13 protein-coding genes are annotated in these 16,689 nt (G+C 35.3%); 5 read left to right on the forward strand and 8 right to left on the reverse strand.

The features are described 5' to 3' along the window. Nucleotides 1-3 precede the first annotated feature (3 nt). The gene (locus HNS40_RS09510; protein WP_172280121.1) at nucleotides 4-3,732 is read right to left on the reverse strand and encodes a hypothetical protein; all 3,729 of its coding nucleotides are present in this window, start codon (nucleotides 3,730-3,732) and stop codon (nucleotides 4-6) included. Nucleotides 3,733-3,930: 198 nt separating this feature from the next. Here HNS40_RS09510 and HNS40_RS09515 point away from each other — a divergent pair, with 198 nt between their 5' ends. Together HNS40_RS09515 and mutL are read left to right on the forward strand one after the other, a co-directional pair. Then, a complete protein-coding gene (locus HNS40_RS09515; RefSeq protein WP_172280122.1) occupies nucleotides 3,931-4,194 on the forward strand; it encodes a hypothetical protein in 264 nt (87 codons plus the stop codon). Nucleotides 4,195-4,197: 3 nt separating this feature from the next. Beyond that, the gene (gene mutL, locus HNS40_RS09520) at nucleotides 4,198-6,096 is read left to right on the forward strand and encodes a DNA mismatch repair endonuclease MutL (RefSeq protein WP_172280124.1); all 1,899 of its coding nucleotides are present in this window, start codon (nucleotides 4,198-4,200) and stop codon (nucleotides 6,094-6,096) included. A 153-nt stretch (nucleotides 6,097-6,249) separates the two neighbouring features. Here mutL and HNS40_RS09525 read toward each other — a convergent pair whose 3' ends face one another. Both HNS40_RS09525 and HNS40_RS09530 read right to left on the reverse strand, forming a co-directional pair. Further along, a complete protein-coding gene (locus tag HNS40_RS09525) occupies nucleotides 6,250-6,873 on the reverse strand; it encodes a nucleotidyl transferase AbiEii/AbiGii toxin family protein (RefSeq protein ID WP_172280125.1) in 624 nt (207 codons plus the stop codon). Then, nucleotides 6,828-7,121 (reverse strand): hypothetical protein, encoded by a 294-nt coding sequence (locus HNS40_RS09530; RefSeq protein ID WP_172280127.1) that lies wholly within the window; start codon nucleotides 7,119-7,121, stop codon nucleotides 6,828-6,830. Before HNS40_RS09530 ends, HNS40_RS09525 begins: the two co-directional genes overlap by 46 nt. Before the next feature lie 166 nt (nucleotides 7,122-7,287). Between HNS40_RS09530 and HNS40_RS09535 the strand changes: the two genes are divergently transcribed. Next, nucleotides 7,288-8,139, forward strand: a complete 852-nt coding sequence (locus tag HNS40_RS09535) for a rhomboid family intramembrane serine protease (RefSeq protein WP_253916304.1) — start codon at nucleotides 7,288-7,290, stop codon at nucleotides 8,137-8,139. After that, nucleotides 8,140-9,093: a rhomboid family intramembrane serine protease gene (locus tag HNS40_RS09540; protein WP_172280128.1), complete on the forward strand. Its 954-nt coding sequence runs from the start codon at nucleotides 8,140-8,142 to the stop codon at nucleotides 9,091-9,093. It begins immediately after the preceding gene. Between the two features lie 237 nt (nucleotides 9,094-9,330). Here the strand turns inward: HNS40_RS09540 and HNS40_RS09545 are convergent, their stop codons facing one another. Continuing rightward, entirely contained in the window at nucleotides 9,331-9,537 is a 207-nt protein-coding gene (locus HNS40_RS09545) for a hypothetical protein (protein ID WP_172280130.1), read from the reverse strand. 26 nt (nucleotides 9,538-9,563) lie between these two features. Between HNS40_RS09545 and pheT the strand changes: the two genes are divergently transcribed. Further along, the gene (gene pheT / locus HNS40_RS09550; protein WP_172280131.1) at nucleotides 9,564-12,023 is read left to right on the forward strand and encodes a phenylalanine--tRNA ligase subunit beta; all 2,460 of its coding nucleotides are present in this window, start codon (nucleotides 9,564-9,566) and stop codon (nucleotides 12,021-12,023) included. A 53-nt stretch (nucleotides 12,024-12,076) separates the two neighbouring features. Here pheT and HNS40_RS09555 read toward each other — a convergent pair whose 3' ends face one another. From HNS40_RS09555 to HNS40_RS09570, 4 genes are read right to left on the reverse strand one after another with little or no spacing between them, the layout of a single operon-like run. After that, nucleotides 12,077-13,318: a hypothetical protein gene (locus tag HNS40_RS09555; protein WP_172280133.1), complete on the reverse strand. Its 1,242-nt coding sequence runs from the start codon at nucleotides 13,316-13,318 to the stop codon at nucleotides 12,077-12,079. A gap of 19 nt (nucleotides 13,319-13,337) precedes the next feature. Next, complete coding sequence (locus HNS40_RS09560; RefSeq protein WP_172280134.1) at nucleotides 13,338-14,093, reverse strand: hypothetical protein; 756 nt, start codon at nucleotides 14,091-14,093, stop codon at nucleotides 13,338-13,340. 2 nt (nucleotides 14,094-14,095) lie between these two features. Continuing rightward, nucleotides 14,096-15,760 carry a VC_2705 family sodium/solute symporter gene (locus tag HNS40_RS09565; RefSeq protein ID WP_172280136.1) on the reverse strand — a complete coding sequence of 555 codons (1,665 nt, stop codon included), beginning with the start codon at nucleotides 15,758-15,760 and terminating at the stop codon, nucleotides 14,096-14,098. Between the two features lie 41 nt (nucleotides 15,761-15,801). Continuing rightward, complete coding sequence (locus HNS40_RS09570) at nucleotides 15,802-16,605, reverse strand: hypothetical protein (RefSeq protein ID WP_172280138.1); 804 nt, start codon at nucleotides 16,603-16,605, stop codon at nucleotides 15,802-15,804. Nucleotides 16,606-16,689 lie beyond the last annotated feature (84 nt).

A 16,689-nucleotide genomic window follows, 5' to 3' on the forward strand; every position in this document is an offset into this window, starting at 1 on the left:
TAATTAATGCCTCACCAAAACCTTAGTATTTACCACCACATCCTTACTACGTAATTGCACAATATAATGCCCAACCGGCAAGCTCACTGGATGTTCAAAATAATGGAAGTCTTGCTCATTAAACTCTAATACTGGCCTTCCCATTAAATCGTAAAACACAATTATAGCTTGCTCTATTTGCTTACTACTCCTCACAACTATACTCTCTGGATAATAATAGATTTGTATGTCACCTGCTTCTACGGGTTGGGTTCCCCACTCACTAAAATAGAGCTTGAAAGGATAGTCTCCATCGCTAGTGAAATAATCGAAACTATAATCCTCCTCTAATAAATTATGACGCGTTTTCCATATCAGGTCCTCTAAAACCAAATAATCAAAACCAATGTTTTTATCAATGCTTATGGTATAATTTCCATTTACGCCAGCTTCTACAAACAAATCCATCATTGCTGTATCTTGAAGTTGATTAATGACTAAAGGATAATCGTTGGCTTTGGTGAATATTTGTGGTCTATCATTATAGGTCAAACTATATTTTATGGCATCTTTATTTCCTTCAAAACTAGAAGATGATTCTGGATTAAAACTAATCATGGCTCTATCCACTCCTCCAGCTCCTTTGGCTTGTAAAACCAATTGGTTTCTTTCTTCATCAACTTCCTCTATATATTGTGAAGCATGAATTCTATCATCATTTTTTAACTTCATACTTTCGTTGCCTTCTGAGGAAACCCAAAACACATCTAAAGGCTGAATGAGAGGATTCTCAAAACCTAAACCATCCACAAAAGCAGAATAAGTGCTATCGGAAGCATGAAACCGATAGAGGGCTTGGTGAGACAGGTTGGACAAATCTAATTGAGTCCAGTCTAAGGATGATGGATAAGGATTCACAATTGGGAAGAGTTGCTCTTCTGTTTGTAAAGGAATTTCCAAATTAAAATCTCCAGTATTAAAAGTCCCATTAAAGTCTATATCTTTATTGCTACCCTTATAATAATGGGCATCTGTAGGGCTTGGATAATATGGAAACTGCTCTTCTGGATTCCATTCAAATTCGCTAGATGAAAAAGAAGATATATCATATAAATCAGAATACTGAAACCCACTAGATTCAACTGGACTTGCCAAAGTTTCGTTTAAAGTTGAGTCAGTAGAATAGTAGTAATCACAAGAACCAAAATCCTCCATAGCATGATTTTCTATTAAACTAGCCTTTTGCTTAGAGTTTCCTTTCAAGCTTATACTTCCATTATTGATAATTCTATCCAAAACACTCAAACTTCCCATTTCACTCACCTCTAGCTTGGCATTTTCTGTCACAATAATCTTTTTTACTTTCACTAGAGTATCTATCACTAAATCAAAAGGTGTAAAAGCATCAATACAAACCTCAGATGTAGTATCGGGAACCATTCCACTTAGCCAGTTTTCTGAATCATGCCAGCTGCTGTTCACTTTCCCTATCCAGTGATTATAATAATCTGTTTTACGAAATTTTTTAAGCCCTGATACCCCTACATCACCCGTATACAAACTTCCTATTGACGGAGTTTCAAAAAACAAAAGAGTATCTACACTTTTTGAATAAAAATCCACGTCCAATAAAACACCTTTAAAATTATCATAATCTTTCTCAACAGAAGCTAAATAAGAATCACCACCCTCATAAGATTCAATATAATTTGGATTTGAGTACTGACCCCAATCATTATCAGCAATATAAGAGCTTTCTTGTAATTTAATCATCACATCATGAATAATATCATATTTTGCAAAACTATTAAGCCAAACAACTTGATTTTCATCATCTTTGGTTATAGGAACTGTCTTAAGTCTACCCACCAAGGTATTGTTCTCAGACACTTTAAAATCAAATCGAACTATATTATTATCACCATTATAAGAAAATTGATTTAAATTTGTAATACGCTGAAATATATTATTTTGAAAATTATAGCTTGTCAAAAAAGTACTATCCAAATCATCATAAACATCTACAACTTCCTGAAAAACCAATTGTTGTTCATCTAGTTGTTCCAAGTTGGATATTTCCGTATTTTCATCACATTCAATCAAAACCTCCATATCATCAGTAAACACATTATACTTTACCAATTGAAAAGGCGAGTTTCCATTATCACTCACAATAGAATACATCATAGAATCACCAATCATTTGGGCAGATTCCTCGTACTTCATCCATGGGAAATCATTTAACTGAGTATAGGTATTAGTGTTCAAATCAAAAACATACTTTGAAGATGGGACATCATCAATAGTACTTCTAAGCAAACCCAGAACTCTATTATTACTTAAAATGAATAAATCGGAAGGATACAAACGATAATCAAGATCGTCAAACTGATGAAGAACACTATATTGCTTATTACGCGAGTCAAACTCAAACAAAACCCCTGAACCATCACCTCCGTTATCAATATTATAAACCCCACCAGACTTACAAACCCCAATAATTTTATCATTTACTAACTGTTGTATTTCAAAAGGATAAGAGCCTTTATTATTTCCATAAATATGATTCAAGTCACTAAGATGTTCATACCCCGAACCATCAATATTCAATCTGTCAATAGTAACTCTTCTATAATTATTCATTTTAAAAGATATAAACATGAAATCTTCTTGAGGGGATAAAACCAGATTCTTTTTAATCCCTAATGACTTCAGTGTATCGAAAGCATAAAGAAGGTCTATTTCTTTTGTAGCAGGCTTAAAAGTAAAAATTCCACCATCATCATTTAAACCATCCTCCAAACAACTACCATATAATATTCCATTCTTATCTTTTATAAATGTGCCATAAGGCTTTGTTCCTATTGATTCATCTATGGGTCCTATAGAGTCAAAGACTGAGTTTATTGGATTAAAAGAAAATACATAAAAGGCCCTATCGCTTTTTGATATCTGCCCTACGGAGTATAATTTATCATCATCTCCTCTAGCTAATCCATTAACTTGATCTCGTAGAATATATTTGTTTTCGAGCTTATATTCCTGTTGAAAGATTCCTGTTACTACATCATAACTATAGATTAATAGATATTTCTTACTATCTAAATACTGATAAGTGATACCATAGTATTTCCCACCATAAGGAATCAAAGAACCTGTAGGGAAATATTGTGCATCAATTAATTCATCCATATTATATAAAATAGATATTTCATCAGTTCGTAAATCTAATTTACAAATAACACCACCATAGGCTTCTACAATCTGACTCCATATAATGGTTGAATCATTAATCATTATTGGCCCTCCATCAGCAGTATAAAAAATGGCTTTATATCCTTCAATACTATCTACTTTCATGGTAATGGGATTTATCTTAAAAAGCCCTCTATCTCTTAATACATACCATAATGAATCATTCACAGCACAAAACCTCCCAAAAGGCCTATCCCCCAAAACCTTAAAGCTATTTGTTTGATAAGATGGGTTATATTTAATGAGGTAGGAACCAGAAATACTAATAAAATCTCCTGTAGAGCTATGTATTTCAGGTGTAACATTATCTAAATCTTCATCATAATTATACAATTGCAAAAACCGATGCTGTATAATTACATTTTTTGTTGCACTATCTATGGTATAGATAAACCCACCTTTGCTTAGTCCATCATATTCTTTCAATCCCCATATTTCAGATTGGGAGAATAAAGAGGAACTAAACAATATAAACAGAAAGAGAGCTATGTATTTCATGCTATTTTTTTTGGCCTATAAAATTAGTAAAAAAAACATATAAAACGTTAGAAACACATATTAATTTTCAGAAGCCACAAATTCAAAAACAAACCATGAAAAACATCTAAAGGCTTTATAAAACTCAAAAGCAGTAGATGATAAATAAAAACATATCTGTATAATTTAGTAAATTTGCAGCCAAATAAAGACTAGAACATGAAGGTAACTTTTTTAAAAACTTCCAAAGCCAGGAAATTTGATTATAAGCCTCGATTTTATGATGCTCAGAAAGAAGCTGATGAGAAGCGAAAGAAAGAAATAGAAGATAATATAAAGAATCCAGAGCGTTTAAATCTACGTAGAGAAATGCAACAGAAATGGGGTCGTCATGATAGGACTAGAAAAAAATCGAAGTCCTATTCTTTGGCCATTTATATTGTCCTTCTCATTGCAATCATTTATTTCATGTTCTTTAAATAAAATATGGCAGATAAAATCAAATTACTCCCCGATTCGGTAGCAAACCAAATCGCAGCTGGTGAAGTTATCCAACGCCCAGCCTCTGTTGTTAAAGAGCTTTTAGAAAACGCCTTAGATGCTGGAGCCTCTTTAATCAACCTGATTATTAAAGATGCTGGAAGAACCCTCGTTCAAATCACCGATAATGGTAGTGGAATGAGCGCCACTGATGCTCGCATGTGTTTCGAAAAACATGCTACTTCTAAGATAAAAACACCCGACGATCTTTTTAATTTAAATACCCTTGGCTTTAGAGGTGAAGCTTTAGCCAGTATTGCGGCTATTGCTCAGGTTGAATTAAAGACAAAAACAGAAGATGAAGAATTAGGTACCGAAATTATTATCGAAGGTTCACAGTTTAAATCACAAGAAAACTGCAGCACTAGCACTGGAACTTCTTTTTCAGTAAAGAATCTGTTTTATAATGTTCCGGCGCGAAGAAATTTCCTAAAATCGAATCCTGCCGAAATTAGACATATTATCGAGGAATTTCAAAGAGTCGCTTTGGTACATCCCGATGTAGCATTCAATTTTTATAATAATGGTAATGTAGTTTATCAATTAAAATCGGCTCCTTTGAAAGTAAGGATAGCTCAGGTGATTGGTCAGAAAAATTATGAGGAGAAGTTAGTCCCCATTGCAGAACAAACTGAAAACCTGAAAATTTCTGGTTTTATTGGAAAACCTGAATTTGCCAGAAAAAAAAGAGGCGAACAATACTTCTTTGCCAACAATAGGTTTATCAAACATCCCTACTTTCACCATGCTGTGGAAAGTGCCTATAGCGAACTGGTCCCAGACGGCTCTACTCCTAGCTACTTCATCTTTCTAGAGGTCAATCCAGAAGATATAGACGTTAATATTCACCCTACCAAAATAGAGGTGAATTTTACGGACAAGCAATTAATATATGCAGTTTTGGCTGCTTCTATCAAAAAGGCTTTAGGGCAATTTAGTTTAACCCCCAGCCTCGATTTTGAACAAGAGGACAGCATGAAATTCGAATTCCCAGCAGACCGCCCTGTTCGTCCTCCAAGCGTTAAAATAAACCCAGATTATAATCCCTTTGAATCGGAGAAACCAGAACCCAACCCCAGACAAGAAAGCAACCACGAAAATTGGGATAAGCTTTACGATTTTGACACTCCTGCTTCTTCAGCACCCAGCCACTCATCCAGCTCCTTTAGCTCTCCTGACTCTTTTAGTTCTGACACTCCAGATATTCAGCCTAGCCAGCATGCCGAATGGGCAGCCTCCTCCATGGACATGATACCAGAAGAGGATTCTGATGTTAAAATAAAAAGCACCACCTTTATTCAATTGGGCTTTACCTATGTGATTTCCAGTTTAAAATCGGGCTTGATTATGATTCACCAGCAATTGGCTCACGAGCGAATTTTGTATGAAAAGTACTTAGAGCAATACGAGAACCGCCAGATAGCAAGTCAACAATTACTCTTCCCGGTTAATATCAATCTCTCTGTGGAAGAATTGAGTTTGGTGAGAGAAATTGAAGAAGAATTAAAAGGCTTTGGTTTCGATTTGGAATATTTCGGCCAATCAGGTATCATCATCAACGGAAGCCCTATGGATGTTTCCGAAGGTAAAATCCCGTCTATTATAGATGAGATTCTTCAAAACATAGACTCAGGACAAGACCCAGGGCAGGAACGTAAAAAAGCTTTTGCCAGAAGCATGGCTCGTCAATTGGCCATTAAAGTAGGGCAGAAATTAGAAAATCATGAAATGGATCAGCTTACCGATGCCCTTTTCTCTTGCAAAGTTCCAGAAGTTTCTATCGATGGAGAACCTATTGTGAAGACTTTATCTTTAGATGAAATTCGGAATCGATTTTTGCAGTAAGAAAGCTATATCACAGAGGACACAAAGAAGCCACAAAGTTTCACAGAGAAAACTTAAAAAGGTGATTTACCCTGTTTAATAATTCCAATGTTTCTGGGTAGACGCTTTGATATTGTAACAACTGAAATCTTCTTTTGAGATTTTTAAAATCAATTATGACAAAAGTTCAACTTCATTCTGAATTCTTTCTTTAATAGCATCCCAATTTGTCTTTTTCAAAAAGATAGGTTCTGGTTCTTGATCAGCATCGAAAAAATATAATAGACTTTTGATAATTTGAAAGCTGTTCTGGATTTTATATTTCTTCATATAGAGCGAAATCATTTCTTTCAATGAAAACCTCTCCAAGAGGAAATACACATCCACAAAATCTTTCTTAGCTCCCCGTCCATTTATAGCAGACAGTTTCATTGCTGTCAAATCTTCTAAATCTAATATTCTAATTCCATCGATTTGATGAATTGGCTTAAGTAAATCATATTTATAGCTAATATATTCTGTCTTTATTTCTTTTTCCTTGTAAGAAATCACATGAGAAACAGTATTCAGATCCATATAGGAATTTGAAATAGAAAAATGCTTATCTGAAAAATCATGAAGTGAGACCGTATCAAAATCTTCTTGAGTAAAAAAATCTAAATCAACAGATATTCTATGCCCAAGGTAAAGAGCAATAGCTGTACCTCCAACTAAAAAGAATTTTGAGAAATACGCTTCCTCGGAAATCTCTTTTAATAAGTCCAATGTTTCTGGGTAGACGCTTTGATATTGTAACACCTGAAATCTTCTTTTGGGATTTTTAATATAACACTAAGAAAGTTTAGTGTTTTATCATTGAAATGCCTAACCCTCACCACTTCTGATTTAATTTTTTCAAGCCCAAAATACGACTTTATCAATTTCCAATCAGAAATATCACCCTTCTGAACTACTCTTTCAATAATAAATCTGGCATGCTCTTCACCATTTAAACTATTGAAGTCGATGTCCCAAAATAAAGCTTTATTGAGTTGTGACAATTCCATGAAACAAAGGTAAGAAAAATACAATATGGAGAATTGCTGCCATGACAGCCTGACACAAATCACAATTATTTACAAAACAATGATTCTACAAGCAAGATAATCAGTATCACATCTAAAATCTTAGTATTTTTGGCAACAATTTTGATAGAGCAATAAAAAAACATTTATGAGTCAGCAATTTCGTCCCAATAAATTTGGAATCTTACCCCCGGTAGTTAAAAACCTATTGATCATTAATGGTTTGTTTTATTTAGCCACCATGGCCTTGGGTTCTGCCTATCAAATTGATTTAATAGAACTATTAGGCTTGCACTATGTTGGCGCTTCCGATTTTAGACCTTATCAATATTTCACCTATATGTTTATGCATTCCAGCACCAACTACTCACATATTCTATTTAATATGTTTGCCCTGTGGATGTTTGGAAATACGCTAGAGAATGTTTGGGGCAGCAAGAAATTCCTGATTTACTATCTATTTACCGGAATTGGGGCAGCAGTCATTTACACCTTCTGGATTGGTTTTGAAATTTCACCAACGGTAAATGCCATCGACCAGTTTTTAAATAATCCCTCACTGGAAGGATTTGCGGTATTTAGAAACTCTGAATATTTCCAAGTCGCCAATTATGATATTCAAAACAGTTTTAATGCTTTCGTGGAATCTTATAACAGAAGTATTGCTACAGATAAAGGATTAGCCCTTCAACAAGCGGTTAACTTTATGAGCGACTATAGAGAATCCTTTTTAAATGCCCACACTGTAGTGGGAGCCAGTGGAGCTGTATATGGTATTCTATTGGCCTTTGGTATGATGTTCCCAAATAGCATTATCTATTTATACTTCGCCATTCCAGTGAAAGCAAAATACTTTGTCATGATTTTTGGAGCTCTTGAATTATACTCTGGAATCTCGAACCGCCCAGGTGATAATGTGGCACATTTTGCCCACCTTGGAGGAATGTTATTTGGCTTCATTTTAATTTCCATATGGAAGAAAAGAGGAAAACTATACTAAATGATAGGACAGAATCCATACGCAAACAGTGGGAAATCCATGCTGGAAGAACTAAAATCTTTTTTCAAAAGAAATGATATGCTCACCAGATTAATGGTCATCAACATCAGTGTTTTTGCACTGATCAATATCTCTGGACTCCTCCTCTACTTATTAAACATCGATAGAGAGTTTCTAGAGATCCATGGTGTTTATCGATTGACCTATTACTTAAGCTTACCCTCTGACTTGGGTTCTTTTTTAATGCGTCCTTGGTCACTCATTACCTATATGTTTGTCCAAGAAGGTATTTTTCATCTCTTTTTTAATATGATGATATTATATGTGGGTGGACAAATTTTCAATCGCTTTGTTGGAGAGTCTAAATTATTAAGCACCTATATATTAAGTGGAATTGCAGGAGCTATTTTATATGTACTCACCTTTAATATTTTCCCTGCCTTTCAAAATGTAGTTGGAGGAAGCTTTGCCATTGGCTCATCCGCTTCCGTTCTAGGGGTTTTTATTGCAGCCGCTACTTTCGCACCTAACCTTCCCCTAAATGTCATTTTTCTGGGAGATGTAAAACTGAAATATATTGCGATTGTTTTTATAGCCTTAGATCTATTGAATATCAGAAATGGAAATGCTGGTGGACATATCGCACATCTTGGTGGTGCATTTTATGGTTATCTTTTTAGTAGTCAACTTAAAAAGAATGTGGATATCAGTAAAAGCTTTAATCAATTACTGCTAAAACTAAAATCCTATTTCTATAGCGAGAAGAAAAAAAGCAGTTTTAAAAACGTACATAAAAACCCTAAAAGACCAAGTACGGACGAGGACTATCTAAAGAAAAAAAATGCCCATCAAGCCGAAATCGATCAAATTTTGGACAAAATAAAGAAGTCAGGTTATGAGAGCTTGTCAACTCATGAAAAACAGAAACTCTTTGATGCCAGTAATAGATCTTAAAATAAATAGGCATGCATAAGGTCATTTTTGTTAGAATCCTCCGAATCTCAAGTCATTTTCCTGTAAATATTCGCTTTCCAGTTATTGGACATTTTATTGTCAAAAACACCCCATTTTAGTTTGAATAATTTAGGTACGGACCATGAGATCGGCCTACATTTGTATTGAGATAGTAATTAATTACTTTTGGGCTTTCAAACAATTAAAAAATTAAAATTTAGAACAAAAACCGACGGACTACATAACTAATAGTTCGTTCCCTTTAACAACAACACACAACACACACAATTCAAAAGAACCTGAAACTACCTTTTCAGGTTCTTTTTTTATGTACAGTTTTTCAATTAGAGCATCAGGCGAATAATTAAATCCGCTATCCAATTTATTTTCAAAAGGCCTCCATTTCCATAGATTAACCAAGCCTATTTTTTCATACTTTTGCAATCTTAAATTTTTAAAGGAAGAATATTATGAAATTGTCTCATAAATGGTTGAAAGAGTATGTAGAGTTTGACAAGACTCCAGAAGAAATGGATAGAATTCTAACCGATTGTGGCCTAGAAGTAGAAGGCATTGAAAAAGTGCAATCTATTAAAGGCGGACTGGAAGGAATTGTGATTGGAGAAGTGATGACTTGTGAACAACATCCTAATGCCGACAAACTGAGCAAAACAACTGTAGATGTTGGTGGAGAAAGACACCTCGATATTGTTTGTGGCGCTCCAAACGTAGCAGCTGGCCAAAAAGTGTTAGTGGCCACTGTAGGTACTACTCTTTATGATGGCGATGATTCCTTTAAAATCAAAAAATCGAAAATCCGTGGTGAAGCTAGTGAAGGTATGATTTGTGCTGAAGATGAGCTTGGCCTAGGAAAATCGCACGATGGAATTATGGTTCTAGAAGCTGACGCCCAAGTTGGACAAGAAGCAAAAGCCTTTTTTAATATTGAGGATGATTTCGTTTATGAAATTGGTTTGACTCCTAACCGCTCCGATGCCACTTCTCATATTGGCTCCGCTCGCGATGTAGTTGCCGTTCTAAACCATATAAATCAGAACAAAGGAGCCAGCTTAAAAATGCCTTCTGTGGACGATTTCAAAGTAGACAATACTGATTTAGATATAGAAATAGAAGTAGAAGACGAAGCGGCTTGTCCTCGTTATTCAGGAGTAACATTAAGCAATCTTAAAGTTGGAGAATCTCCAGAATGGTTGAAGAACTATTTAGAAGCCATCGATATTCGCTCTATCAACAATTTGGTTGACATTACCAATTTTGTGATGCTGGAAACTGGTCAACCTCTTCATGCTTTCGATGCTAAAGCGGTGACTGGAAACAAAGTGATTGTAAAGAAAATGGCCAAGGATTCTACTTTCGTCACACTTGATGATGTAGAAAGAAAACTCAGTGGCGAAGATTTAATGATTTGCAATGCAGAAGAAGGCATGTGTATTGGTGGTGTATTTGGTGGTAGTAAATCGGGAGTTACTGATGAAACCACTAGTATATTCTTAGAATCAGCTTGCTTCGATCCTAAAACCATTCGATTAACTTCTAAGTTCCATACTTTGAAAACCGATGCCAGCTTCCGTTTTGAAAGAGGTACCGACCCTAACATCACTGTTTACGCCTTAAAACGCGCGGCTTTATTAATGAAAGAAATCGCTGGAGGTGTCATCAGTTCAGAAATTAAAGATTTCTATCCAAACCCAGTTGCCCCTGTTGAAATTGATGTGAAATATACAAATGTGGATCGTCTAATTGGAAAATCTATCGACAGATCTCAAATCAAGAGCATTTTAGAAGATTTAGATATACTTGTAGTCAACGAGACCGAAGAAGGTATACGCGTTGCTGTTCCTACTGTTAAAGTGGAAGTCACTCGTGAGGCTGACATTATAGAAGAAATTTTAAGAGTCTATGGAATGAATCACATTCATTTTACTGACCAAGTTCATTCCGCTTTAGCCTTTTCTAAAAAACCTAATCCAGAGAAATACCAGAATATGATTTCTGATTATCTTTCTGCCAATGGTTATGCCGAAGGAATGAACAACTCATTAACCAAATCCTCTTATTATATCAAGGACGAAAACTACGATGAAAAGACATTAGTTCGTATGTTGAATCCTCTAAGTAGCGATTTAGATGTACTTCGTCAGAGTTTATTATTTGGTTCCTTAGAAAACTTGGTTTATAATATCAATCGTAAAGAGCCTAATGTGAAGCTTTATGAGTTTGGCAAAGCTTACCAATTCAAAAATCCAGAAGCTGATGTAGTCACCAAAAGGTACCAAGAAGAAAAACACTTGGCTATTATCCTTAGCGGACAAGAGAAATTAGAAAACTGGAATCACGACAAAAAAGAAATCGATTTCTTCTTTGTAAAATCTATGGTTCAGCGTATTCTTACTAAACTTCAATTTACAGCTAAAGAAATTACAGCCGAAAAAACTACTAATAAACAATTCAAAGAAGGATTAGTGATTAGTGTTCGTAAAAAACCTGTTGTTGAGTTCGGAGAATTGTCTTCCAAATTATTGAAATCATTCGGAATCAAGCAAAAAGCCTTCTATGCAGATTTCAATTGGGAAAATGTGATGAAACTATCTAAGCAATTCGATGTTCAGATGGAAGAGATAGTGAAGTTCCCAATGGTAAGAAGAGATTTAGCCTTAGTGGTAGACAAGTCAGTGACTTTTGGAGAAATTGAAGCCATTGCTCACAAAGCAGAAAAAAACATTCTTAAATCTGTTGGTTTATTCGATGTTTTTGAGGGCAAACCATTAGAGGAGGGTGAAAAATCTTACTCTATCAACTTCTTCTTGCAAGACAACAACAAAACACTAAACGACAAACAAATAGATAAACTCATGAACCGCCTGATCATGCTTTATGAAAAGGAATTAGGCGCTTTGATTAGAAAATAAGATAAGAGATTTAGGATCGTAAACCCCCTAGAGGGGGTTTACGATCCTAAACTTTAAAAGAAGAAATAAGAAGCAAATAATATCCTCAAATTCCCAACAGGGTTTAAATCTTGAGGTACACCATATTCATCATAAGAAGCACCATAACTTGCATTGGTATACTCTCCTTCTAGAGCAAACTTCAATTTATTGACTTGATATGAAACTCTTGGAGAAACTCTATACATACTTGCTATATTGGTTCCTAAACCATATTTGGGTCCAACGATTTTATCCTTAGCACCTAAATTTTGAGAATATCCAGCAAAAACTCCTACTTGGAACTTTTTTCCATTACTAGAAATATCAATCCAAGAAGACATGGTGTTCAAAGTAGTATAGCTCACAAAACCCTTTTCAAGGTTTGTAGAATCGCTGATAGCAATGCCTCCTATTGACAAAACATCTGGCATATTCTGCCCATAAACGCCTTGCATTTTAATGGTAATAGGCTTCAAATTCACTCTTAAGAATGCAAAAGCATTATAACCACCCACCGACTCGTCCGTCTGATATCCTAATGAGGTTTTAGTTTGTGGAGCAATTTGCTTATAACTGGCACCTAAACCAAAAAGGATGGCATCCCCAGGTTTTAAATGTACCTGCAAACTGAGTTCTGGAATATTAGAATTCCTTAGAAACTCACTACTTACTAATGTTGAAGATGGAGCAAGAGGATTTGGTCCTCTGCTGGCATAATCTCTTTGAGAATTAGCCACAAAGATAAATTTCGCTAAACCCATGGATTGACTCACTCTAATCTGAGGACTTCTTCCAAAAGGCTGAAAAGGCACACCTGTATTAAATGAAATAGTACCCGGAAAACAATCGGTCACAAACATGGGAATCCAATATTGACCTAGCAATACCTCTGTGGATGTCCATTTCATTTTAATGTAAGCATGACGTAATCTAAATAAGTTGATGTTTGGATTTAACTGTCCAAAGAAATCACCTTCTATTTTTGCTGAAATATCCGCATTTAAGGCCTTAGCACCATTAACACTCACTCCCAATCTAGATTGAATGGAAAGAAAATTAAAGCTGCTTGCACCATTCAAATCATTTCCATCGGGATCTAAATCTTCTGCAGCCGGAAATAATAAAAAATGGCCTTCTCGGGCTGATACGGTTTTGCGAGAATCCCAAAACATATCATTTTTCACAAAGCCGCCTACTTTAACTTTCACCTCACTCACCTCTTGTCCAAAAGATAGAAATGGAATTAAAAACACGAATAAGAATAATTTTCTCATACTAAATTTGATTATATCGTTATTTGTTTGGTGGGAAAATCTTGTCTAAAAGACTCCTCTCTTTCAAAGGCTCTCCCAATAAAATATTAATATTATTTTCAGCAGTAAGATTCTCAGGCCATAATTCCAATGCCAATTGATAATACTCCACTGCCTTTTCTACTTGATTTTGATGACGAAGTACAATGCCCAAATTGGTATAACTCACAGATAATCTACGAGTCATTTCTACTTGTGCAGTTTCTATTTCTTTCACTCTTTTATTCACATAATCATTGCGCAAAGATATATCCAATAATGGAAATTCCCTCTGGTAAATAGACTGAAAATGAATCAGCAATTCTTCATGATTTAGCTCTCCAAATTTCAGAAGCCAATCATCGTAAATATTAATTCCCTCTAGAATTTCACACTCTGAAAGACCAATAATAGAATCCCTTTCCACTTGGGAAACCGCTTCAAACAAAGCAATATTTAACAATACTGCAGCTCGGTTATTATGGAGTACTGCTACTTCATAAGAATTCTGATAATCATCTAATTGAGCATATATAAGATAGATAGAGTCCAGTAAATCAAAAATATCATTATACTTTTTCTCGACTGCCAGATTATTATACTCACTATATAACTCCTTAGCATGCCTTACTCGAGGATCTTCAGCATCATTAACCCGACTATAATAGAGATTGGCATACCACAGGCCAGCTATGAATATAATCACCATTACGATACTAAGAATTCCTGAAGTACGGTTAAACTTAATGATTCCCATTTTTAACTATGTACATTTTCAACTAAGAACTTTCTAATTTCCACTGGAGTTTCTTCCGTAAATTTCGAAACAATGATATTAGTTAATATGGCTAATGGTGCACCAATCCATGCAAAATACCAAGCGCCTAACCAATAGTTCATAAACTCATGGGCAGGAAGTATTAGATTAAATTTTCCGGCAACAAAATAGGTGATTGCAATAAGAGAAACCATACCCCCAACTATTAATCCCCATGTAGCGCCTTTTCTATTGGAACCACTCCACCAAATTCCCAGAAGGAATAATGGAAAGATAGTACAACCAGCTAAAGAAAAAGCAACAGCCACTAACTGGCCAATTAATGCTAATTTCATTAAAGCAATAAGTGTTACTATAATGGCCATTAATACAGTCGCCCAACGCGCCATTGCCAGTTGTCTTTTTGGAGAACAGCTTGGATTAATGACCTTCACATATAAATCGTGGGAGAATGCAGAGGCACCAGCTACTAACAATCCAGAAACCGTAGAAAATGCTGCAGAAACTCCTCCGGCAGCTAAAAGACCAACAATAAGAGGATTGATATTTCCAAGCTGAGCCGTGTATACTACAATGGCATCTTTAGATAATTTTCCAACTTCAGGGTTTGCAGAAAGAATAGTTCCCAAGGCAGAATAAACTGGGGCACTCCAATATAAAATACAGATGAAGAATAAGCCCCAAACCACTGACCAACGCGCATCACGTACTTTAGGCACTACATAAAAACGCTGAATAACGTGTGGCAAACCTGCGGTTCCTACCATTAAAGAGAAAGTAATAGCCATAAACTGGAAAAAAGTTTGTCCACTTGAAGGGTCCCAAGGCATGGCATATTCGGGACTTGGCGTAATGGCAAAGTCATGCCCGAAGGAGTTCACCATATTGACCATTTCTGGCGCAGGAATTCCGGTTACAATATCAGTAACAATAGAACCATATCCAATTTGAGGAAGCAACCAGAAATAATCATATTTGAAGGAGAGTATAAAAAGTGGTATCAAGAAAGAAATAATAATGATAATATATTGAATCTGCATATTTTTGGTGACTCCAAGCATACCTGATATTAATGTATAGCTTAAAACCACAGCTCCACCAACCATTACAGCAACAGCATAATCAATACCTAATATCCACTTAAATAATAGTCCTATTCCTCCAAATTGCCCCACACAATAAGCTATTGAAATCAGAATGGCTACAATGGCACCACTAATTCTTAATGTTTTTGAATAAAATCTATCGCCAATAAAATCGGCAGCGGTATACTTTCCATATTTTCTAATCTGACCTGCCATTAAAACAAGTAACAATACATATCCACCTGTCCAGCCTATCACATAAGCTAAACCATGATATCCGCTACCATACATTAAAGCAGCCATTCCCAAGAAAGAAGCGGCACTCATCCAGTTCGAGGCAATCGCCATTCCTGAGCCTACTTTTGAGATTTTTCGGCCTGCTGCAAAAAAATCATTGGTGTCTTTGGCACGAAAAACAATCCCCACCACCACAAACAAAATGAGGATGCTTAATAGAATTAATGCAGGACCCAATTTAAAACCGCCTTCCAAAGTGGTTGAGGCATTTGCAAATATATATCCTGGAAGCAATATGGAAATTGCCAATAAAATCTTTTTCATATCTATGCTTTTAATATTCGAATTTTGATGAAAACCCATGATTATTCTTCTGTAATGCCAAGCCTAAACATAGCTTTATCCGTAGCGATACAATAATAAAGACAAATACCTACAAATAGAATCAGTAGGAATACCCCAGTATAGAAGTAATGGAAAGGAAATCCCAAAAAAACATAATCGGTAAGAAAGGATTGATTATGTATCAGATATTTAGCCATCACCATTTCAACCATTTCAGTATTAAGAGTGGAAGAACTAGCCGCTGCAAGTTCTATAGGCAATAATTTAGCTTCCAAACTATAAGGCTCCACATTAATCAATTTTGCGCTTAAAGAACCTAAATCTGCTTTTTGATTAGGATAGTCGGATTTCCCGAATTCAGCACTCCTCAGAATTTCAATTTTATTACCAAGTAAGGCCTTTTGACTTTCCCCCGCCAATTCAAAAGTAAAATGACTCACCGCAGCATTCAAATAAACACGATCCTCTGGTTTAAGTGTTACTTTTCCCAAAACGGATAAGGCAGACTTAATGAACACTTGTTTTTCCAAATCACTAGCCTGACCACTTTTTAACTGATTCCAAACACCTTGGTATTCCACATAAGCCATTTCGGGAGTAGGTTCTTCAATTACTTTTAAAAAGATTTGAAATCCAAAAATACAAACAGCCCAAACTGTTAATAGGGTGATGGATAAATTCCGGTTAAATTTTGCCAATTTAGTTGTTGGTTGAAAGAAACTAATGTGATAGTCCTTTTCATTTAGATTCTTCATCTCATCCATTGAATAAATATTAAAATTAAACAACACATCGCTAGCCCCAATATTGGTTAGCTTTTTCACTTATTCTCAGGGTAAATATATGCAGTAATGTTATTTAATAAACAATCAACCAATGAATTAACAAAACACTCACTATCGAATATT

The organism is Lentimicrobium sp. S6, assembly GCF_013166635.1.
In the GTDB taxonomy this organism is placed as follows: domain Bacteria; phylum Bacteroidota; class Bacteroidia; order Bacteroidales; family UBA12170; genus UBA12170.

Excerpts from the sequence above, each read along its gene's own strand:
- HNS40_RS09510 (WP_172280121.1), bottom strand. The coding sequence starts at position 3,732 with ATGAAATACATAGCTCTCTTTCTGTTTATATTGTTTAGTTCCTCTTTA.
- HNS40_RS09515 (WP_172280122.1), top strand. The coding sequence starts at position 3,931 with ATGAAGGTAACTTTTTTAAAAACTTCCAAAGCCAGGAAATTTGATTAT.
- mutL (WP_172280124.1), top strand. The coding sequence starts at position 4,198 with ATGGCAGATAAAATCAAATTACTCCCCGATTCGGTAGCAAACCAAATC.
- HNS40_RS09530 (WP_172280127.1), bottom strand. The coding sequence starts at position 7,121 with ATGGAATTGTCACAACTCAATAAAGCTTTATTTTGGGACATCGACTTC.
- HNS40_RS09535 (WP_253916304.1), top strand. The coding sequence starts at position 7,288 with ATGAGTCAGCAATTTCGTCCCAATAAATTTGGAATCTTACCCCCGGTA.
- HNS40_RS09540 (WP_172280128.1), top strand. The coding sequence starts at position 8,140 with ATGATAGGACAGAATCCATACGCAAACAGTGGGAAATCCATGCTGGAA.
- pheT (WP_172280131.1), top strand. The coding sequence starts at position 9,564 with ATGAAATTGTCTCATAAATGGTTGAAAGAGTATGTAGAGTTTGACAAG.
- HNS40_RS09555 (WP_172280133.1), bottom strand. The coding sequence starts at position 13,318 with ATGAGAAAATTATTCTTATTCGTGTTTTTAATTCCATTTCTATCTTTT.
- HNS40_RS09560 (WP_172280134.1), bottom strand. The coding sequence starts at position 14,093 with ATGGGAATCATTAAGTTTAACCGTACTTCAGGAATTCTTAGTATCGTA.
- HNS40_RS09565 (WP_172280136.1), bottom strand. The coding sequence starts at position 15,760 with ATGAAAAAGATTTTATTGGCAATTTCCATATTGCTTCCAGGATATATA.